Origin of the sequence: Proteiniclasticum aestuarii (assembly GCF_017368455.1) — a bacterium.
Classification (GTDB): domain Bacteria; phylum Bacillota; class Clostridia; order Clostridiales; family Clostridiaceae; genus Proteiniclasticum; species Proteiniclasticum aestuarii.
This window is the reverse complement of sequence record NZ_JAFNJU010000002.1, coordinates 289,862-310,252: the sequence shown is the minus strand read 5'-3', so window position 1 is coordinate 310,252 and position 20,391 is coordinate 289,862. Positions and strand designations below refer to the sequence as shown.

Below are 20,391 nucleotides of genomic sequence, written 5' to 3'. Positions count from 1 at the left end.
TTATGCGTAATAGCTTTCAAGAATCATTGAAAGGAGATAAATTTATGAGAGTGACATCTGTTACCACAACGTTAAGTGCGGAAGACATCATGTATGATCTGAAAACTCTGGTGGAAACCAAAGTGCCGGAACTTACATTCAAAGACGTGAAACTGGAAGATAATTTCATCCAGATCGAGGGCAGCTTCAAGAAGATCATCAATATTCCCTTCCTGGCCAAGGTGAGAATCCTCAGTGTGTTCAATAACATTCTGACCTTGAAGATCGAGCGCATCAAAGTGCTGAAGGTGGGGATACCCAAATTCATTCTGAACATCGCCTCCAAGACGGCAGCCAAGAAAGCTTCCGAAATGGGCCTCACCTATGAAAACAAGGCCTTGTCCGTGAATATCGACGAAGCGCTTCAGCAGGTGCCCCATGTGCACCTGGAAGTGGAGCATTTCCTCATGGAGAACGGTATTTTATCCCTGAGGCTAAAAGGCATTGAAGCCGACATTGATGCCATGCAGGAGGAAGCCGGCAAGGATCAGGAAGAAGAAGAAAGACTGAAGAGAGAAGAAGAGGAAAGAAAGCTCGCCGAGTTCAACAGAAAGCTGGGCCTCCTGGACCGTACGGAAGATTCCTATACGGATTTCCGATACAAGATTCTGGAGAAGGTGCCCTACGATAAGAAGAATCTGGCGAAATATGCCTTCATCCTGCCGGATATGTATGCTCTGGCCCTACGGCTCATGAAGGATAAGCGGGTGGCGAAAAGAGACAAGGTTCTGATCGCCTTCACCTTCGGCTATCCTCTGGTTCCTGCCGATATCATACCAAGCAAGGTTCCTGTTCTCGGAAAGATGGACGATCTGGCCATTCTGTTCTTCGGTTCCAGCTATATTCTCAATAAGATTCCGGTGCCCATTCTCGTGCAGCACTGGCAGGGAGAGCTGGCCACATTGAAGCTGGTACAGGACAACATCCAGAAGATCGTAAACTTCACGCCGGCCAAGACACTGAATCAGGTCTATGGCCTCATTGATGAGAATCTGGAGAAGAGAAGAAAATCCTATCTGTCCGATGAAGCCTACCTGATCCCCGATGAGGAAGTGAAACCAGTGGACCTGGACCCCATCTTCGAGCCGGCTCTGAAATAGCAGGGCCAGATGACAGGGGAAGTTCGGCCGGAGAAAGACCGGCAGAACCATGATATGAAATAAGAAGAAAAGAAAAGAGAAAAGGAGCGTAAAAGCTCCTTTTTGTAAGGAGTTTAGTTTGGGTAAATTTTATGCGGTGCTGGACGGGCACTCAAAAAAACCGATGATTCTTGAGACCTGGGATCAGTGCAGGAAGGAAGTGACAGGCGCAAAAGGCGTCCGATACAAGAGCTTTCCCACAAGAGAAGAAGCCCTTTCCTTCATACAGCTGCATGGAGAAGATCTTCCTGGGGAGAAGAAAGAAGTGAAAAAGGAAGAAGACGTGCGTGCAGAGCACAAGGAAGCGCATCAGGAGGACCAGGTGATCATCTATGTGGATGGAAGCTATGAACTGTCCACAAAAAGATATGCTTATGGACTGGTGGTGGTCCATAAGGGAGAAGAGGTCTATTCGGAATGTGAAGCGCTGAAAGGAGAGTACAGCTCCATGAGAAATGTGGCGGGAGAAGTCCTTGGGGCCATGAAAGCCATGACCTACGCCAGAGAAAAGGGCTACAGAAATCTCGTGCTGTACTTTGATTATCAGGGGATCGAAAGCTGGGCTCTGGGCACCTGGAAGAGAAACAACGATCTGACCCGTGGATACCATGAATTCTATCAGTCCATGAAGAAGGATCTGAATGTGAAGTTCCGTAAAGTGAAAGGCCATAGTGGAGACCGGTATAATGACCGGGCCGATGAGCTGGCCAAGGAAGCTTTCCTGAAGTGAGGGTCTTCTTCAGGAACTTGCATTCATAAGTTCCTGTAAATTAAAGATTTCACAGAAAAATATATGCATACACAGAGAGAGAAGGTGCTCGGAAGGACTGAGTAGTCTTCTCTTTTCGCTGTTTCAAGGGTCTCTTTTATAAATAATTGATATTTTAAGACTGGAGTTTTTCAGGTGATTTCTTAACTGTTACTCATGTTTGCTGTAGAAATCTCTAAAAAATCTGTCAGAAAAGTCTATTCTAGAGTTATTCTAGCTACATTATATGCTATAATAAAAATGTTAATTATGCTTTAGGAGAGAGGTTTATGGAAGTATTATCATTAGGCGAAAAGGTCAAAAAAAGACGAAAAGAATTAAACATGACGCTGAAAGATGTGGCAGGGAATCGAGTAACTCCTGGACAGATCAGTCTTGTGGAATCCAGCAAATCCAATCCTTCGATGGATCTTCTGGATTATCTGGCGGAAACACTGGATATTTCAGTGGAGTATTTCATGGAATCCGAGAACACCCAGGCAGACCGCATCTGCGAATACTTCAGTGAGATGGCTGAAATCAGCATTGAGATCGGAGAATTTGAAAAAGCGTCCAAGTACATAGAAAAGGGCGATCATTACATCAATCAGTATAATCTGATTCTGCCTAAAGCGAAGAACCTTTATCTGAAAGGCATGCTTGAAATCAGCAGAAGGAACTTTACGAAGGCTTTCGACTATCTATTCCAGTGCAATGTGATCTACTCCACCCACAACTATAAAGGATCTTACATCGACAACTTCATGCTTGTGGCCAAGACCTGCATGGATCAGGAATCTCTGCCTATGGCCATCAGCTATTTCCATAAATCTGAAGCGCTCTTTGTGGAAGGCATCCTCACCGATGAAATCATGCTGGCCAAGGTCTACTTCTATCTGGCTGTGGCCTACAAGAAAGTAGGAAACCTGGAGAAGAGCAAGGAGTATACGGCAAAGTCCAATGAGAAGTTCGAAATCATGTCGGATAAGAGATCCTACGGGAAGTTCCTCACAAGACTTGCGGAGAAGAATGAGATGGAAGGCAATTTCGAAGAGGCATCCAAATATGCGAAGATGTCTCTGCAGATTTTCAGAACCTGTGGAGAAGAGTCGGAAATGGCTGAGATCGAGATGACCCTGGGTAAGCTCTACGAGGATTTTGAACGGTACGAGGAAGCGGTGATCCACTTCAGAAAATCCGAAGTCCTTTACAACAGGAATCAGGAGATGCTGAAGGAAGTGAATCTCCACCTGGCGGAGTGCTATGGACACCTGAAGAGAGAAGAAGATGCCTATGAGACGCTGAACCTTCTGGACCGTATGATACTGGAAGAAGATTTCCTTGGAAACATCAAACTGTATCTTGTGAAATCAAAAGTGGAATCCCTGTTTAAAAATATGCGCGGTGCGGTGAATAATCTCATCCTGGCGCTCAATATAGCCAGAGAGAAGAAGCTGAAAGAGGAAGAGTCCAAGATCATGCTTCTCATGGCAAAATTCTATCTGGAAAAAGGAAAGAACGTGGATTCCTATAAGCTGCTTGAGAAATCCATGAATATTATGCTCCAAGAGGGTGGTGACAAGTAATGGAAATACTGAGTACTGGTGAAAAAATACGAAGAGCTCGTATACAGAAAGGCATGACACTGAAAGCCCTCTGCGGTTCGGAAATCTCCGTATCGAAGATGTCCACCATCGAGAACGACAAGGTGACAGCGGAAGAGTGGGTGCTGGACCTGGTGGCCAAAAGACTGGGCATCGAAAAGGAAAGCCTCAAGAAAGACATCATCCAGGAAGTGAATGATGAGCTGAAGAAACTCTCAGAGAATATGTTCTCCAAGAACTATGCAAAGGAGATCAAAGGGCTGATTGAGGTGACGGAGCAGAATGGTCTTGTGATGCAGACCTTTCAGGCGAGAATCCAGCTGATCAATCACTACATCGAAAAGGGCAAGATTGAAGAGCTGAATGTGGAGATCTCCCATCTCTACAGAACCTATATCAACATCGTCAATGCCGAGACGCAGTATCTCTACTGCATGACCATGGCGAAGTATCTCCATGCGACGGCAGAATATGAGAATGCCATGGTGTTTCTGAACTTCCTCATGAGCAACTACTATACGCTTCCCGATTCCATCACAAAGGAAGATAGACTGCTGATTCCCTATATGACAGTGGCCTGTCTTGTATACATGGAAAAGTATGAGGAAGCGAAGAAGTATCTTCCCTTTGTGGATGAACTGCTGGAGATCACGGAGAACGACAGAATCAAAGGACAGATCCATCTGCAGTACTGCCTGATCAGCACGGCTGAAGACGGCAAGGAGAACTACGACAAGATCAGTGAGTATCTGAAGAATTACCCTGAAATGCATGCCAAAGCCAAGTATTTTCTGGCAGTGAAGCTTTTAAACAGCGGTGATGTGGAAGGCTCCTACAGGGAGATGGCGGAAGCGGCGAAAATCTTCCCCCAGGAATCCCTGTCGGATAATGTGACGCTCCTTCTGGATGCCATGACCCGATTCGTGGAGGAAGGCCATTACAAGGAAGCATCCAAATATGTGGATATGGTGGTCAATGCAGCCATCGAAAACCAGCATCCCGATGCTGTGGAGAAAGCCTATTACTTCAAAGGCAGGCTCCTTGCGGAAAACGGAAACTACGATATGGCGGAGACCTATCTGAGTGTGTCTCTGGATATGCTCATCAAAAAAGGGAAAACAAGAGAACTGGCCAAACGATATAAGGATCTGGCCAAGGTCTACTACAAGATGGGGAAGAAAGAGGATTCCATCCGATACTTCACCATGAGTATTCAGACGGAAGGTCATATCTAGTATAGAATGTAAGGATTCATCTTAGAAGAACAGAAGACACCCCTTAAGGTGCATGTCAGATTTCATGACAGCACAGAAGGGGTGTCTTTCTTCCTGTTGAAACTACCTGAAAAAATAGATGAGATGGGTCAGATGTTACCGGATTTCAGGATGGAAATGAGAAGCCATAAGCCCAGAAATCCTGCCAATGCGAAGCCCAGCATCCCAACCAGGCTGATTCCGTTGAAGTTCGGTCCGTCTCCGCTGCGGATGATCAGGGCGGAAGCGATGATGATGGCCGATACGACCAGGGCGAAAACCATGCGGTTGATCATTTTGTTGAAGTCCACCCAGCGGTTGTCAAAGTTCACGATGTCCAGCTTCACTTTCCCTCGACCGCTGATGAAGTTGTCCAGTATGGTCTGGATGCTGATGGGGATCTTCAGTGTGTCCTTCACCAGGCTGTAGCTGTGAAGGGCCAGGCTGTCCAGAGAAAATTCAGGCCACAGATCAAGCTTGGGATCTTCCTTCAGATAATCCTTGGCGATTTCCATGATGCTGAGATCCGGAGCGATCTCGCTGATGACGCCTTCCAGGATCAGAAGGGACTTCAGAAGGGTGGTGAATTCCTTGGGCAGCTTCAGATTGTTTTTTCGGGCTGCTTCGAAAAGGTCCATGAAAAGCCTGGAGACCTGAATGTTCTTGAGGCTGGTCTGCAGGTAGTAGTGGATGATGTACTCGATGTCTTCATAGAGTACGTTCTTATCCACAGGGCCTTTCTGCTGGGCCAGATCCAGCACGAGATTCACCAGCTGACCGATGTCTCTCTTCACCATGGCCTGGAGAAGATCATTCACGGACCTTCTTGCTTTCTGGGTCAGGCTGCCCATGATGCCGAAATCGATGTAGTAGATCTTTTTCTCGTGGATGATGAGATTTCCGGGATGCGGGTCTCCGTGAAAGAAACCGTTGCTGAAGAGCTGATAGAGATAGGAAAGCACCAGCTTTCTGCCGATGTCCTCTGCATCATAGCCTTCTTCCAGAAGCTTTTCTTTATCTGTGATTTTGATTCCCTCAATCTCTTCCTGCACCACGATGCGCTTGGTGGAAAGATTCAGATGCACCTTGGGAATGCTGATGCACCGGATGGACTCGTTTTCCTTCTGAAACCGCAGCATGTAGTGGACCTCGTTGGTGAAGTCCAGTTCGATCTTTGTGGTTTCCAGGATCTCCTCCAGCGCTTCCACAGGATCCAGGAGAATGTCCCGCAGGGTGTTGGGCGCTTTCTTCACGATCCGTATGAGGATATGGAGGTCCTCCAGAAGTCTGTCTTCGATGTCGGGTCTCTGGACTTTGACGATGACGCGGGTTCCGTCCAGAAGGACCGCCCTATGAACCTGGGCCACGGAAGCGCAGGCCATGGGTGTTTCCGTCAGGGAGGAGAAGATCTCAGTAAGCGGTCTTCCCAGCTCTTCCTCGATGATGGATTTCACGGTTTCATAGGGGAAAGGAGGGGCTTTGTCCTGAAGCTTAGCCAGTTCGGTGATGTATTCTGCGGGGAGCACATCCGGTCTTGTGGAGAGAATCTGACCGATTTTAATAAAGGTAGGTCCCAGCTCTTCAAAGACCAGTCTCAGATTCTCTGGATCATTTTTCATTTTTTCCGTCCGGAATTTAGCATGAATGATATGGCCGAAGCCGTAGGAGGCTAGGACCCTTACAATCTCTCTGAAGCGCTTCCTGCTGTAGTCGGCTTGATTATCCCCCATCAGAACACCACCTTATATTTAGAAATGCACCGGCTACAGGTCGGAATCCCTTACGCTCTTCATCTGCTCTTCAAGCTTTGCCACTCTGTCCTCCAGAAGTTCCAGTTCTCTTTTGCTGACCAGGTTCAGAGAATCGATGATTCCGTTAAGATCTTCCTTCTTCACCAGATCCTCTTCCGATTCCTTCTTTCTGCGGACCAGTTCTTCCCGGAGTTCTTTGCCTTCCTTCACGCTGAGCTTTCCCTTTTCGATGAGCTCGGTGACGGTACTGTCGATTTTCTCGACACTGATGGCTGCAGCGCCGACGGCTGTAAGAAGCAGTTTCTTTAATTCTTCCATGACGTTTCCTCCTCACTGATAGAGATAGACACTGTGTTTATTGTCTATTATAAATCAATATTATTAAAAAGATGTGAATTATCAGACACTGGATAAGTGGATGTTGCTGCGCTCATCTGGGCGCAAGAAAAGAACCCTTAAGGAGCGCATAATCATTCACTCCGTCATGGTGACGGAGAAGTCTCTGCTCCTGTGAGGGTTCCTTAAGGTTGCTGTGTTAATTCCGGTCGTCTGGGGTATAGGCCCCACCGGATTTCTTGAAGTTCTTGTCCGCTTCCGCTGTGTCCTTTTCCTCTTTGTAGTCCACATCCTGATAGGGCTTCTGTCCATAGGCGTTTTCTTCGCTGGTATAGGGGTTGTCGTTCTTCTTCGCCTTGTAGGTCTTACGCTCCCTGTCCCGCTCATCCATATCCGGCATCACAATGGCCAGGATGATGTAGAGAATGATTCCGGGGAACGCCTCCATGATCAGGCTCAAAAGCACATATCCGATTCTCAGGATCGTCACATCAATGCCCAGGTAGTCGGAAAAACCTGCCAGGACACCGGAGATCATTTTTCTGTCCGTATTCTTGTATAATTTCTTTTCCATCACTAACTTCCTCTCTTATCAAAAACTTTATTTCATGAGGTCATTATAAGGGAGATAAATTAAAAGCAAATTAAGATTTCCCTTCTATTCCATTAAAACAGAAGGGTTTTCATGAATGGAAGGGTCCATGGTTTCACCTTATGAGAGATAGCCCAGAAAAACAGGCGGTGGTGAAGACTTTTTAGTGGCATGTTACTGCAACTCATTTTCAATTAATGGTACAATGAAGAGTGAAAAAATGTATGGGAGTGGATAGCGTGAAACTGTATCAGGTGGATCAGGATGTGCTGAGGTTTACTTCAAGAGTACGATCCGTGAAAGAGAAAGAGGACGGGGTATACATCACCCTGGAGAGCACTTATTTTTATCCTGAAGGGGGCGGACAGCCTTCAGACATGGGAACCATCAACGGAAAAGAAGTGCTGGATGTCTTTACGGAAGGAGAAGAGATCTGGCACAGACTGGCCTCCTTCTCCGGACTGACCCTCCATATGCCGGTGGAGTGCATCATAGACCAGAAGGTGCGGGAAGACCACAGCATCCAGCACACGGCGCAGCATGTGCTCACAGCGGTTCTGAAGGACCAGCTTGGCGTGGAAACGGTGAGTTTCCACATGGGGAAGGCTTACGCCACCATTGATACGGATCTGGAGATCGATGAAGAAATGAGGCTTCAGGCGGAGAATGAAGTCAATGGGCTCATAGGTAAGAATCTTCCGGTATCCACCTACTACCGTGACAAATACAATCTGGGGGACATTCCTCTTCGCAAAGCGGTTCAGGTGGATTCGAACATCCGCATTGTGCAGATCGGGGACATAGACTGGTGCGGATGCGGAGGTACCCATGTGAAGTCTCTGAAGGATCTGAGACTCTTCAAGATCACGGCTGTGGAAAAGTACAAGGGAGGCAGTCGCATCTATTATGTGGCGGGAGAGCGTGCATTCAGGTATCTCTATGAGATGGAAGATGCCATTATGAAGCTGAAGGCGGAGCTGGGTGTGAATCTGGATGAACTGCCATTTCGAGTACGGCAGATCAGAGAAGAGAGAGACGAATACAGGAAAGCCCAGGGCGCACTGATTCTGGAGCTTGCGGAGGCACTGGCCGAGAACTTTGAAGAAGATACTGTGGTCATAGAAGTGGAGTATGAGGATGAGCTCATGAAGGCCCTGGGCAATCAGATGATGAAAAAGGGGAAGATAGCAGTCTTTTATCGAGGAGATGGCAGAATCTTCGTCTTCACAGGGGAACGGGCGGATGCCAGGGAACTTGTGAAACCCGCCCGGGAAGCGTTCCGATTCCGAGGAGGCGGAGGGAAGACCCTGCAGCAGGGATTCATAGAGGTTTCTTCTGAAATCGGGCCTTTCATCAGCAGCATCTACGAAGGTCTTCTTAAGCTTGAGCTTTAAGGCTTCTTATGATAAAGTAAATCAGTGAAATATTATGAAGGTGATAGAATGAAAGCTTATTTGGATAATGCCGCCACCTCTCCGGTGCACCCGGAGGTCATAGAAGTCATGACCCAGGCGCTGAAAGATCTCTACGGAAATCCCAATTCCATCCATAAAATCGGAAGAGATGCGGAAGATGCGCTGGAAGCGGCAAGAAAAGACATTGCAGAGACCATTCATGCGCTGGGGGAGGAAATTGTGTTCACCTCAGGGGCATCGGAAGGGAATAATCATATCATACGGTCCTTTATTAAGGAAGGCGCTCATTTCATCACCACGGCCATCGAACATCCCAGTGTGCTGAGAGTGATGGACTATGCGGCAGCCCAGGGAGTGGAAGTGGATATGCTCTCTGTGGATGAGAAGGGGCAGATCAGCCTGGACGAGCTTCAGAAGAAGCTTCGGAAAAACACATCCCTGGTGTCCATCATGATGGTGAACAACGAGACCGGCGCAGTAAACAATCCATCGGACATTGCACCGGTGATCCGCTCTGTCAGCAGCAAAGCGAAGTTCCATGTGGATGCGGTGCAAGGATACATGAAGTATCCTGTGGATGTCAGGGAAATGGATGTGGACTTCATGACGGTATCGGCCCATAAGATTCATGGACCCAAAGGATGCGGGTTTGTCTATATGCGAAAAGGTCAGAGACCCCAGTCTCTTCTTCTGGGTGGAGAACAGGAAAGGGGCCTTCGAGCGGGTACGGTGAATGTGCCGTCCATTCTGGGCTTCAGAGAAGCGGTGAAAAGAAACGAAGCAGAGCGCATCCGTGGATTTTCCCATGTGAAGGAGCTGAAAAGTCTGATGATCGATCTTCTCAGTGAGATCGACGGGCTGAAGGTGAATGCTTCTTTTGAAGATGCATCACCCTATATTCTCAGCATCTCCATACCAGGCATGCGCGGAGAGGTGCTTCTGCACTATCTGTCAGACAAGGGGGTCTACGTATCCACAGGTTCTGCCTGCACATCGAAGGATACGAAGGATTCTCATGTGCTTCAGGCCATAGGCCTTTCGAAGAGAGAGATCCAGGGCAGCATCCGTCTGAGTTTCCAGAAGGAGACCACGGAAGAAGAAATCAGGTATGCTGCACAGACCATTAAAGAGGCAGTGAAATTTCTAAGGAGGAAATAATGTGGAACTGTTACTGATAAAATATGCATCTGAAATCTTTCTCAAGGGACTGAATAGAGGAAGATTTGAGAAGAAACTGAAAGAGAACATCAAGAATGTCCTGAAAAACGAGGAGTATTCCTTCTATACGGATCAGAACCGATGGTTCATCCAGGCGGAGGACGTGTCCGAAATCAAGGAAAAGGTGAAGAAGGTCTTCGGCGTCTATGAAGTATGCACGGTGGTGCAGACGGAAAGAGACATCGAGAAGATCAAGGAGCTGGCGCTTCTGGTCATGAAGAAGCAGCCTGAAGGCACCTCCTTCAAAGTGGCCACAAAGCGAGCAGACAAGAAGTTCCCCATGAACTCCATGGAGCTTTCCGGCCTTGTAGGGGCGCATATCCTGAAGAATACAACCGGATATCATGTGGAAATCAAGAAGCCGGACTATGTGGTGGACATCGAAATCCGCGACAATGCCTATGTCTATGTGGAGAAGGAAAGAGGAATCGGCGGAATGCCCTACGGTATCAACGGCAGCACCATGCTGATGCTCTCCGGCGGAATCGACTCCCCGGTGGCGGGTTTTCTCATGGCGAAAAGAGGCATCGAAGTCCATGGTGTCTACTATCACAGCCATCCTTACACATCCGAAAGAGCCAAGGACAAAGTCAAGGAACTGGCTTCCATTCTGAGTCAGTACACAGGAAAGATCCATCTGCATGTGGTGCCCTTCACGGAAATCCAGATGGAGATCATGGACAAATGCCCGGAGAACGAACTGACCATCATCATGAGAAGATTCATGATGAAGTGCGCCTGTGCTCTGGCGGACAAGCTGGGCATTCAGAGCGTCACCACGGGAGAAAGCATCGGTCAGGTGGCTTCCCAGACCATGGAAGCCCTGGTGGTTTCCGATGATGCAGGAGACAGACCTGTATTTCGTCCGCTGGTGGCCATGGACAAGGGGGACATCATGGATATCTCACATAAGATCGGCACCTATGAGACATCCATACTGCCCTATGAAGATTGCTGTACCATCTTTGTACCGAAGCATCCAGTGACCAAGCCCAAGCTGAAGTACATCAAGCTTCATGAAGAGGCTCTGGACAGTGATGCGCTGGTGGCAAAGGCCATAGAAGAAACGGAGGAGTTTATCTTATGATAGAAGACCTGTTGAAGGATGGAACGGATTACGAGGATTACACGGACAACTATGTAGTGGAGAAGAAATCCTGCTGCGGCACCAAGAAGGCAGAGGGAGAAGCTTCCGGATGCGGATGCGGATGCGGCAAGGGCGGTATTCCCATTCAGAAATAAGGAGTACAGATGAGAAGAAATACCAGTATATTCAGCAGCAAGTATCATAAAAGAGAAAAAAGGAAGCGATTCTTCAGAAAGCTTGCGTTTTTTCTGATTTTCATCGCCGCGCTGGCACTGCTGTTCCGGAAACCCATTCTTGAGATGGTGGAAAAGGTGAAACAGGACATCGCCCAGGAACAGGTTCAGAAGGAACAGATTCTGGAGCAGATTCCGGAAACTGTTACCAATGAGGAGACGGAAGAACCCATCGAAGAAGAGCCTGTCATCGAGAAGGAGTTTGTCACAGCGACCCTGCCCATAGAGAAAGAGGTTTCTCTGGAAGTGGTGGAGGAAAACGGTGAGAAGATTTTCGCGCCCGTTCCTGAACTGGTGGGGCTGGAGGGAGACATCTCTCCCTCCAGAACCCAGGCGGTGATTCTGGATGAAGAGACGCAGGACCTATTCCTCCTGGATCTTTCCGGAAACGTCACGGACATCACCTACAAGGTCTACAAGAACTCCAGAGGATATACGGAGTCCAAGGAGAGCATTCTTGGAAGAACCGAAAACTTTGTCTGGGCGGAGCAGCCCAAGTTCCTGGATGAGGACACGGTGGTCTACATGTCGCAGCTGCCCTGGTTTGATGAGAGAAGATTCCTCTATGTGGTGGATCTTCTGCCACTCTCCCACAGAAACTATCAGAGTGTCTTCGGCACCGATGTGGTTCTCGGAGAAATCACCGAGCTGGGACTTTCCTATACCAAGGAAGGAAATACCTACTATCTGACACCGGACTACAAGATCATCAGTGAGTAGAACCGGAGTGGAAAACACTGAGCCGGAATGAATGAAGAAGAGAAGTGATTGACTTGGAGATTGGAATCTCTACAGCCATATTCTATCCTGAACTGCTGACGGAAGATGCGGTGAAGAAACTGGCGGAGAAAGGATTCAGCGTCATGGAGGTCTTTGCCAACAGTTTCTTCGAGTTCAGAGAAGAATACGGCTACGAACTGAAAGAACTGGCGGAGAAAGAGAAGGTCAAGATCAATTCGGTCCATACCGTGAGCTCTGCCTTTGAGCCGTACCTGTTTGATGCCTACGAAAGAAGACGAGAAGATTTTTTTCGGATCTATCAGGAATTTGTCCGGTTTGGTGAAATCCTTGGCGCAAAGGCCTACACCTTCCATGGACTCATCAGACGGCCCCACAGGAACATGACCTTTACCGATGTGGTCTACATGTACGAGCGGATGGTCTATGAAGCCGGTGTCCATGGCATGGCCCTTGCTCAGGAGAATGTCTCCTGGTGCCTGTCGGGAGATCTGGAGTATCTGAAGAGGCTGAAGGATGCGGTGAAAGAGCCGCTGAAATTCACTCTGGATGTGAAGCAGGCGGTGAAAGCGGGCAGATCGCCCTATGACTATCTGGACATCTATGGAGAGGATCTCATGAATCTGCATCTGAATGACCATGACAGGGAAAGCACCTGTCTTCTTCCAGGTAAAGGAGCCTTTGATTTCCAGACGCTTTTCCGCAGGGTGGAAGCCCTAGGATACAAGGGGCCGGGGATCATCGAGGTCTACAAGGAAAACTACGAAACCCTGGAGGAGCTTTCCGAGAGCAGAAAGTATCTGGAAAGAATAATTCCATAATCATTGAAATGCGTAATCATTTCATTTATAATATTATAAGTTTGAAAAGAAGCCCTCTAAGGGCATAGGAGGATATCATTAATGAACGTAAAGCACGAAAAGTTAGATTCCAAAAAGGTGAAACTGGAAGTGACTCTGGAAGCTGCAAAGCTGGATGAGGCCATCAGAAAGTCCTACAAGAAGAATGTGAAGAACCTGAATGTTCAGGGATTCAGAAAAGGCAAAGCACCACTGGCACTGGTGAAGCAGTTCTACGGTGTGGAAGTCCTGTTTGATGATGCCAGCGATTTCCTTTTAAGCGACAGCTATCCAAAGGCCATCGAAGAAGCGGACATCAAGCCCATTGATTATCCAAAGATCGACATCACACAGATGGAAGAAGGAAAAGACTTCGTCTACACAGCAGAAGTGGAAGTGTATCCGGAATTCGATCTTCCAGAATACAAGGGACTTGAAGTGGAGAAGCCAGTAATAAAGGTTACAGACCACGACATCGACCATGAAATCGAGCATCTGGTGGAAAGAAACGGTAGAATCGAATCCAAGCCAGAAGGCGCAGTCGTGGAAAAGGATGACGTAGCGGTGATCAACTTCAACGGCAAAGTGGACGGAGTTGAATTCGAAGGTGGAAAGGGCGAGAACTTCGAACTGACCATCGGAGCAAACATGTTCATCGGAGACTTCGAAGATCAGCTCATCGGTCTGAAGGTTGGAGAAGAGAAGACCGTCAAGGTCACATTCCCAGAAGACTATCAGGCAGAAGAGCTCAAGGGTAAGGACGCTGAATTTGATGTGGAGATTCTTGACATCAAGACCAAGGAATTCCCTGAAGTGGATGATGAATTCGCTTCCGAAGTATCAGAATTCGAAACGCTGGAAGAGCTGAAGGCAAGCATCAGAGAAGGACTGGAAGAGGATGCAAACAGCAGAGCGAAGAGCGAGCTGAACAACAACCTGATCAAGGCACTGGCTGAGAAGGCTGAAATCGATGTTCCTGAAGTCATGGTGGAAACAAGCATCGACAGACTGGTCAGAGATTTTGAACAGAGAATCCAGCAGCAGGGTATTTCCAAGGAAATGTATCTTCAGATGACCGGCCAGGAAGAAAGCGCCATCCGTGAAATGTTCAGAGACAACGCGAAAAACGTTGTGAAGAACGACCTTCTGATCGAAGCCATCGTTGCCAAGGAAGGCATTGAAGCTACAGAAGAAGAAGTCATGGCCAAGGCTGAAGAAATCGTGAAGATGTATGGAGAGCAGCAGGATGAGCTGAAGGAAATGCTTCTGACGAGCAATAGAAGAGACCTGGAAATGGAAGTGACCACAAACAAGGTGTTCGACCTGCTTCTTGAATCCGCTAAGGTTACAGAGAAGGAAATCTCTGTAAGCCATGATCACAGCCATGATGACCATAATCATGAGGAAGAAGATCATGAAGGTCACGACCACGAATAGACTCCAGAAGAGATGTGATCATGGTATGAAATCTTATCTTTAAGATCGAAGTATCACGGCATGTCATACATAAAGAGAAATTTTTATTGCCAGAGACAGGATTTCTCTGGCAATATTTCTATCTTTAGCATTCGGGTATTTGATTTTCTGTCACGATGGTGTAAAATAAGAGTAAGAATGAAACAATTAAATTGTTTAAAATCAGTTAACCGGTTCTTTAAGTAGAATTTAATTTATACTGGGTATACTGAGATACATGAATTATGAAAATCAATCGTTATGGAGGTAAGAAAATGAGTTTAGTACCAATGGTAGTAGAACAGACCAATAGAGGAGAAAGATCCTATGATATCTTCTCCAGACTTTTAAAAGACAGAATCATCATGCTTTCAGGAGAAATCAATGACGTCACGGCAAATCTCGTGGTGGCACAGCTTCTGTTCCTGGAAAGCGAAGATCCGGACAAGGACATCTACATCTACATCAACAGCCCAGGCGGAAGCATCACTTCCGGCATGGCCATCTTCGACACCATGAACTACATCAAGCCTGATGTGGCAACCATCTGTGTAGGTATGGCGGCATCCATGGGTGCGTTCCTTCTGACAGCAGGAACCAAGGGGAAGAGATTTGCGCTGCCAAACAGTGAGATCATGATCCATCAGCCTCTGGGCGGATATCAGGGTCAGGCGACGGATATCGAGATCCATGCAAGAAGAATCCTCCAGATCAAGGAAAAGATGAACAGAATCATGTCCGAAAGAACAGGACAGGATATCGAAGTAATCGCCAGAGATGTGGAAAGAGACAATTTCATGGGTGCAGAGCAGGCCATTTCCTATGGGCTAATCGACAGCATCCTGGAAAAGCATGAAGTAAATAAAGCATAGAGCTTTTACCATTCTAGTGGTAAAATAGGGTAGAACACCCGAATCAAGACGCCCATGGAGTTAGTAGAGGACGAGGACGAGGAAATGGGAACTTCCGGCAGCGAGTGTCGGAAACTGCAGCCAAAGAGCAGCAGGTGTTCAACTAAAAGAGGTGAATAGTAATGGCAAAATTTGAAGATAAGAATCTACTGAAATGTTCCTTCTGCGGAAAGAGTCAGGACCAGGTCAAGAGGCTCATCGCAGGACCGGGCGTATATATCTGTGACGAATGCATCGAGCTCTGCTCGGAAATCGTTGCAGAAGAACTCACCGAAAAGAGTGAGCAGGACTTCACGAAACTACCGAAGCCACAGGAAATCAAGGCCCATCTGGACCAGTATGTCATTGGTCAGGAATCCGCCAAGAAGTCTCTGTCGGTGGCGGTATACAATCACTACAAGAGAATCAACTATCCCAAGAAGAGCGACGTGGAGCTTTCCAAGTCCAATATCCTTCTTCTGGGACCCACCGGTTCCGGTAAGACCTTACTTGCCCAGACCCTTGCAAGATTTCTGGATGTGCCCTTCGCCATCGCGGATGCCACAACACTGACAGAAGCAGGGTATGTGGGAGAAGATGTGGAGAACATTCTGCTGAAGCTCATTCAGAACGCCGATTACGACGTGGAGAAGGCGGAAAGAGGAATCGTCTATATCGATGAGATCGACAAGATCGCAAGAAAGTCTGAAAATCCGTCCATCACCCGTGATGTGTCCGGAGAAGGTGTACAGCAGGCTCTTCTGAAGATTCTGGAAGGTACTGTGGCTTCTGTTCCGCCACAAGGTGGAAGAAAGCATCCTCATCAGGAGCTTCTGCAGATCAATACCACCAATATCCTCTTCATCGTAGGGGGAGCATTCGATGGTGTGGATAAGATCATCGAGAAGAGAACCCAGAAGTCCAGCATCGGTTTCGGCGCGGACATCCAGTCCAAGCATGAGAAGAACATCGGACAGCTTCTGGAGAATATTCTTCCGGGAGACCTTCTGAAGTTCGGTCTCATTCCGGAATTCGTGGGCAGAGTACCCATCGTGGTCACCCTGAACAGTCTGGATAAGGCCGCACTGGTTGAAATCCTGAAGACGCCGAAGAATTCCCTGGTGAAGCAGTACAAGAAGCTTTTCGAAATGGATCATGTGGAACTGGAGTTCACGGAAGAATCTCTTCTATCCATTGCGGAAGAAGCCATCAAGCGAAATACAGGAGCAAGAGGGCTTCGATCGATTCTGGAAGACATCATGAAGGAAGTCATGTTTGATGTGCCTTCGGATGAAACCATCGAGAAAGTCATCATTCATGGAGATACCATAAAGACCAAGTCTCCGGAAATCCTATACCGTAAAGCACTGAAAGACGAAGAAACAGCATAACTGGATGGACAGACCGAAAGGTTTGTCCATTTTCGAGAGAGAGGTAATTTTATGGCGAGAAAGAGAAGAACTCTTCCCATGATCCCTTTAAGAGGAATCACCATATTTCCATATATGGTCCTGCATTTCGATGTAGGGAGAGAGAAATCCATTGCCGCACTGGATGAGGCAATGCTGAAGGACCAGGAGATTTTTCTGGTGCCCCAGAAAGAAAGCAGAGTGGAAGAACCTGGAAAAGACGATCTTCTGGAAATCGGAACGCTCTGTGTCATCAGGCAGCTTCTGAAGCTTCCAGGGAACACCGTAAGAGTTCTCGTGGAAGGCATCTCCAGAGGGAAAGTCACATCCATCAAGGAAGACCCTCATTACAAGGCCAGCATCACCATCATTGATGAAGAGGCCGAGAAAGAAGTGAATGTGGAATGCGAAGCCCTGGTCAGAAGTGTCAAGGACACCCTTCAGGCCTATGTGCGTCACACGGGCTATATGCCCCAGGAAGCGCTTCTGTCTCTGGATGACATAGAAGACCCGGGCAGGTTCTGCGACACGGTGGCATCCTATCTGATGCTGAAACCGGAGGACAAGCAGGACCTTCTTATGACGCTCAATGTAAAGGAAAGACTGGAAAAGCTGCTGGTGATCATCAACAAGGAACTGGAAATCGCGAAAATCGAAAAGAAGATCGGCACCAAGGTCAAGAGCAACATCGACAAAGTGCAGAAGGAATACTATCTTCGCGAGCAGCTGAAGGCCATCCAGGATGAACTGGGCGAGTATGATGAAGATGCCAAGGAGATCTTCTCCTATCAGGAAAAGATCAAGAAGGCCAAGATGCCCAAGGAAGCCAAGGAGAAAGCCCTCTATGAGCTGGACCGTCTGCGAAACAGCGGCAGCTACAGCGCAGAAGGCGGAATCATCCGAACCTATCTGGACTGGCTCATCGATCTTCCATGGAACAAGGAGACCAAAGACAATCTGGACATCATCAAGGCCAGAGAGATTCTGGAAGCAGACCATTATGGTCTGAAGGATGTGAAGGACAGAATCATCGAGTATCTGGCGGTGAAGAACACCTCCAAGACCATGAAGGGGCCCATTATCTGTCTGGTAGGACCTCCAGGCGTGGGTAAGACCTCCATCGCCAAGTCCGTGGCCAGAGCCGTGAACAGAAACTTCGTGCGCATGTCCTTAGGTGGCGTGCGGGATGAAGCGGAAATCAGAGGACACAGAAGAACCTATGTGGGCAGTATCCCAGGCAGAATCATCTACGGCATGAGACAGGCCAAGACAAGAAATCCGCTGTTTCTTCTGGATGAGATCGACAAGATGGCCAATGACTTCAGAGGAGACCCGGCCGATGCCCTCCTGGAAGTGCTGGATGCGGAGCAGAACTCCACATTCAGAGACCATTATCTGGAAGTGGAGATGGACCTTTCCAAGGTCATGTTCATCACCACCGCAAACACGCTGGATACCATACCAAGACCTCTTCTGGACAGAATGGAAGTCATTGAAATCAACGGCTACACCTATGAAGAGAAGCTGAATATCGCAAAGAAGCATCTGATTCCAAAGGTTCTGAAGGAGCATAATCTCAAGGAAGACCAGCTGGTCTTCTCGGACAATGCCATCAAGCTCATCATCGAAGGTTATACGGTGGAGTCCGGAGTGCGTAATCTGGAAAGAACCATCGCCTCCCTGACCAGAAAATCCGTGGCTTATATGCTGGAGAAGAAGAAGGATTCCGTGAATCTCAACACCCAGATGGTGGAGAAATTCCTGGGACATCCGAAGTTCATGTATGACCGTGCGGAGAAGGAAGACCGCGTGGGCGTCGTCACAGGCCTCGCCTGGACCATGTTCGGCGGAGATATCCTCCCCATTGAGGTTTCCGTCATGGACGGCAGCGGCAAGCTCGAGCTTACCGGACAGCTGGGGGATGTGATGAAGGAATCGGCCAAGGCCGCTTACTCCTATATCCGGGCGCACAGTGATGAACTGGGCGTGAAGAGCAAATTCTACAAGGACCAGGATATCCATGTGCACGTGCCCGAAGGCGCAGTGCCGAAGGATGGACCTTCTGCCGGTGTCACCATGACCACGGCGCTGGTGTCCGCCCTCACAGGCAGAAAAGCCAGGCACAATGTGGCCATGACAGGAGAAATCACCCTGACGGGCAGAGTGCTTCCCATCGGAGGCCTCAAAGAGAAATCTCTTGCAGCGGCAAGAGCGGGCATCGACACCATCATCATTCCGGAAAAGAACAAGTTCGACATGGAAAAGCTGCCTCAGTCGATTCTGTCGAAACTCACGTTCATTCCGGTGAAAGAGGTCAATGAAGTACTGGAGAAAGCACTTTTGGAGGTGGAATAATCTATGATCAAGATCAAACACGCGGATTTCATCACTTCTGCAGTGAGGAAAAACCAGTACCCTGAAACAGGGCATCCCGAAGTGGCTTTCGTAGGACGTTCCAACGTCGGAAAATCCACCATCATCAATGCCATCACCAACAGAAGAAAGCTTGCGAAAGTATCCAATACACCTGGTCGCACGAGACTTGTGAATTTCTTTCTCATCAATGAAGCAGCCATGCTGGTGGACCTTCCTGGATACGGATATGCGAAAATCTCCAAGACCGAAAAGGCCGCCTGGGGGAAGATCATTGAAGACTACATCAACAGCAGTCCGCATCTGAAAAGATTCGTGCTTCTGGTGGATTCCAGGCATAAACCTACAGCGGATGACATCGCCATGATGGAGTACTTCCGGTACTTTGAGAAAGACGTGGTGGTCATCGGAACGAAGCTGGATAAGCTGAAGAGAAACGACATCAGAAAGAGCGAGAAGCTCATCCGGGAGACCCTGGAGCTGACGGATAAAGACCAGCTCATTCTTTACTCCTCCACATCCAGGGAGAATCTCCAGGCCGTCATCGACCTGGTATTTCACGATATTCTTCCGGAAGATGAATAGAGAAGCAGAAAGAGAGCATAATGGGAGTGTAATAAATAACTCCATTTCATTACAGGGAAGAGCACCTTTGCGCAAGAAGACGCAGAGGTGCTTTTTTCCGGTTTCAGGTAATCTGCATAGTCCGGTTTACGGATCCATTAAAAGAAGCTCAGTATCACACCGGTGATATCTGAGCTTCTGCGTTATTTCATCTGCTGTTTCCGGATCCATCAGGCGTTTTTCTTCTGGCACTCCAGGCAGGTGCCGTAGAAATAGAGCCTGCTGGACTCGATGAGGAAGCTCTCGTTTCCGGAGACGGCTTCCATGACCCGATCCGTAGGCACGTTCATCATGTCAAACACGGTGCTGCAGTGGTTGCACTGAAAATGCGCATGTTCTTCCATGAAGGCGTCGTATCGGAAGTTGCCTTCTCCAAGATTCAGTTCCTGTACCAGCTCCACCTTGCAGAGGGTCTTCAGGGATTTGTACACTGTGGCCAGGCTCATGGTCGGAAACTTCTCTATAAGTGCCGAATAAATGGTTTCTGCAGAAGGGTGCTGCTTTGTTCCCAGAAGGTATTCATACACAGCAATCCTCTGGGGGGTCAGTTTTAATCCTTTGTTTTTGAATGTTCTCGTTATGCTGTACAATTTTACGCTCCTTTATGGGTCCTATTCTATAAAAATAATAGCACAATGGCTCATGGAA

General features: G+C 48.0%; 19 protein-coding genes. 15 read left to right on the top strand and 4 right to left on the bottom strand.

Translation table 11 applies throughout. From position 1 onward, the window contains the following. The first annotated feature begins 44 nt into the window (after nt 1-44). The 4 genes from J3A84_RS04190 (at nt 45) to J3A84_RS04175 (ending at nt 4,765) form a co-directional block, all read left to right on the top strand. A complete protein-coding gene (locus tag J3A84_RS04190; RefSeq protein ID WP_207598757.1) occupies nt 45-1,139 on the top strand; it encodes a YkvA family protein in 1,095 nt (364 codons plus the stop codon). Between the two features lie 118 nt (nt 1,140-1,257). Further along, nucleotides 1,258-1,908, top strand: a complete 651-nt coding sequence (locus tag J3A84_RS04185) for a ribonuclease H1 domain-containing protein (RefSeq protein WP_242693963.1) — start codon at nt 1,258-1,260, stop codon at nt 1,906-1,908. A gap of 308 nt (nt 1,909-2,216) precedes the next feature. Continuing rightward, a complete protein-coding gene (locus J3A84_RS04180; RefSeq protein ID WP_207598756.1) occupies nt 2,217-3,512 on the top strand; it encodes a helix-turn-helix domain-containing protein in 1,296 nt (431 codons plus the stop codon). After that, nucleotides 3,512-4,765: a helix-turn-helix domain-containing protein gene (locus tag J3A84_RS04175; protein WP_207598755.1), complete on the top strand. Its 1,254-nt coding sequence runs from the start codon at nt 3,512-3,514 to the stop codon at nt 4,763-4,765. The genes J3A84_RS04180 and J3A84_RS04175 overlap by 1 nt, the downstream gene beginning before the upstream one ends. Nucleotides 4,766-4,893: 128 nt before the next feature. Here J3A84_RS04175 and J3A84_RS04170 read toward each other — a convergent pair whose 3' ends face one another. The 3 genes from J3A84_RS04170 to J3A84_RS04160 form a co-directional block, all read right to left on the bottom strand. Further along, nucleotides 4,894-6,513, bottom strand: coding sequence for an ABC1 kinase family protein (locus J3A84_RS04170; protein ID WP_207598754.1), 1,620 nt, complete (start codon nt 6,511-6,513; stop codon nt 4,894-4,896). A 33-nt stretch (nt 6,514-6,546) separates the two neighbouring features. Next, a complete protein-coding gene (locus J3A84_RS04165) occupies nt 6,547-6,852 on the bottom strand; it encodes a phasin family protein (RefSeq protein ID WP_207598753.1) in 306 nt (101 codons plus the stop codon). Nucleotides 6,853-7,069: 217 nt separating this feature from the next. After that, entirely contained in the window at nt 7,070-7,444 is a 375-nt protein-coding gene (locus tag J3A84_RS04160) for a PspC domain-containing protein (protein WP_207598752.1), read from the bottom strand. Between the two features lie 257 nt (nt 7,445-7,701). On the opposite strand from J3A84_RS04160, the gene J3A84_RS04155 reads away from it, so the two are divergent. The 11 genes from J3A84_RS04155 (at nt 7,702) to yihA (ending at nt 19,704) form a co-directional block, all read left to right on the top strand. Then, nucleotides 7,702-8,856, top strand: a complete 1,155-nt coding sequence (locus J3A84_RS04155; protein ID WP_207598751.1) for a hypothetical protein — start codon at nt 7,702-7,704, stop codon at nt 8,854-8,856. Nucleotides 8,857-8,904: 48 nt separating this feature from the next. Then, nucleotides 8,905-10,035 carry a cysteine desulfurase family protein gene (locus J3A84_RS04150; RefSeq protein WP_207598750.1) on the top strand — a complete coding sequence of 377 codons (1,131 nt, stop codon included), beginning with the start codon at nt 8,905-8,907 and terminating at the stop codon, nt 10,033-10,035. Nucleotide 10,036: 1 nt separating this feature from the next. Next, on the top strand, nt 10,037-11,182 hold the full coding sequence (thiI, locus tag J3A84_RS04145; RefSeq protein WP_207598749.1) for a tRNA uracil 4-sulfurtransferase ThiI: 1,146 nt from the start codon (nt 10,037-10,039) through the stop codon (nt 11,180-11,182). Then, complete coding sequence (locus J3A84_RS04140; protein WP_207598748.1) at nt 11,179-11,337, top strand: hypothetical protein; 159 nt, start codon at nt 11,179-11,181, stop codon at nt 11,335-11,337. The genes thiI and J3A84_RS04140 overlap by 4 nt, the downstream gene beginning before the upstream one ends. 9 nt (nt 11,338-11,346) lie before the next feature. Continuing rightward, the gene (locus J3A84_RS04135) at nt 11,347-12,135 is read left to right on the top strand and encodes a hypothetical protein (RefSeq protein WP_207598747.1); all 789 of its coding nucleotides are present in this window, start codon (nt 11,347-11,349) and stop codon (nt 12,133-12,135) included. Between the two features lie 53 nt (nt 12,136-12,188). Then, nucleotides 12,189-12,974 carry a sugar phosphate isomerase/epimerase family protein gene (locus J3A84_RS04130; RefSeq protein ID WP_207598746.1) on the top strand — a complete coding sequence of 262 codons (786 nt, stop codon included), beginning with the start codon at nt 12,189-12,191 and terminating at the stop codon, nt 12,972-12,974. 81 nt (nt 12,975-13,055) lie between these two features. Next, nucleotides 13,056-14,429, top strand: a complete 1,374-nt coding sequence (gene tig, locus J3A84_RS04125; RefSeq protein WP_207598745.1) for a trigger factor — start codon at nt 13,056-13,058, stop codon at nt 14,427-14,429. Nucleotides 14,430-14,722: 293 nt separating this feature from the next. Further along, nucleotides 14,723-15,319, top strand: a complete 597-nt coding sequence (gene clpP / locus J3A84_RS04120) for an ATP-dependent Clp endopeptidase proteolytic subunit ClpP (protein ID WP_207598744.1) — start codon at nt 14,723-14,725, stop codon at nt 15,317-15,319. A gap of 161 nt (nt 15,320-15,480) precedes the next feature. Continuing rightward, a complete protein-coding gene (gene clpX, locus J3A84_RS04115; protein ID WP_207598743.1) occupies nt 15,481-16,728 on the top strand; it encodes an ATP-dependent Clp protease ATP-binding subunit ClpX in 1,248 nt (415 codons plus the stop codon). A gap of 51 nt (nt 16,729-16,779) precedes the next feature. Next, on the top strand, nt 16,780-19,101 hold the full coding sequence (lon, locus tag J3A84_RS04110; RefSeq protein ID WP_207598742.1) for an endopeptidase La: 2,322 nt from the start codon (nt 16,780-16,782) through the stop codon (nt 19,099-19,101). A gap of 6 nt (nt 19,102-19,107) precedes the next feature. Then, nucleotides 19,108-19,704: a ribosome biogenesis GTP-binding protein YihA/YsxC gene (gene yihA, locus J3A84_RS04105; protein WP_207598807.1), complete on the top strand. Its 597-nt coding sequence runs from the start codon at nt 19,108-19,110 to the stop codon at nt 19,702-19,704. Between the two features lie 209 nt (nt 19,705-19,913). On the opposite strand, the gene perR is transcribed toward yihA, so the two are convergent. Continuing rightward, on the bottom strand, nt 19,914-20,333 hold the full coding sequence (perR, locus tag J3A84_RS04100) for a transcriptional regulator PerR (protein ID WP_207598741.1): 420 nt from the start codon (nt 20,331-20,333) through the stop codon (nt 19,914-19,916). Nucleotides 20,334-20,391 lie beyond the last annotated feature (58 nt).

Bases quoted from the DNA above. Each gene is read 5' to 3' on its own strand.
- J3A84_RS04190 (WP_207598757.1), top strand. From the start codon at position 45: ATGAGAGTGACATCTGTTACCACAACGTTAAGTGCGGAAGACATCATG.
- J3A84_RS04180 (WP_207598756.1), top strand. From the start codon at position 2,217: ATGGAAGTATTATCATTAGGCGAAAAGGTCAAAAAAAGACGAAAAGAA.
- J3A84_RS04175 (WP_207598755.1), top strand. From the start codon at position 3,512: ATGGAAATACTGAGTACTGGTGAAAAAATACGAAGAGCTCGTATACAG.
- J3A84_RS04170 (WP_207598754.1), bottom strand. From the start codon at position 6,513: ATGGGGGATAATCAAGCCGACTACAGCAGGAAGCGCTTCAGAGAGATT.
- J3A84_RS04165 (WP_207598753.1), bottom strand. From the start codon at position 6,852: ATGGAAGAATTAAAGAAACTGCTTCTTACAGCCGTCGGCGCTGCAGCC.
- J3A84_RS04160 (WP_207598752.1), bottom strand. From the start codon at position 7,444: ATGGAAAAGAAATTATACAAGAATACGGACAGAAAAATGATCTCCGGT.
- J3A84_RS04150 (WP_207598750.1), top strand. From the start codon at position 8,905: ATGAAAGCTTATTTGGATAATGCCGCCACCTCTCCGGTGCACCCGGAG.
- J3A84_RS04140 (WP_207598748.1), top strand. From the start codon at position 11,179: ATGATAGAAGACCTGTTGAAGGATGGAACGGATTACGAGGATTACACG.
- J3A84_RS04135 (WP_207598747.1), top strand. From the start codon at position 11,347: ATGAGAAGAAATACCAGTATATTCAGCAGCAAGTATCATAAAAGAGAA.
- tig (WP_207598745.1), top strand. From the start codon at position 13,056: ATGAACGTAAAGCACGAAAAGTTAGATTCCAAAAAGGTGAAACTGGAA.
- clpP (WP_207598744.1), top strand. From the start codon at position 14,723: ATGAGTTTAGTACCAATGGTAGTAGAACAGACCAATAGAGGAGAAAGA.
- clpX (WP_207598743.1), top strand. From the start codon at position 15,481: ATGGCAAAATTTGAAGATAAGAATCTACTGAAATGTTCCTTCTGCGGA.
- lon (WP_207598742.1), top strand. From the start codon at position 16,780: ATGGCGAGAAAGAGAAGAACTCTTCCCATGATCCCTTTAAGAGGAATC.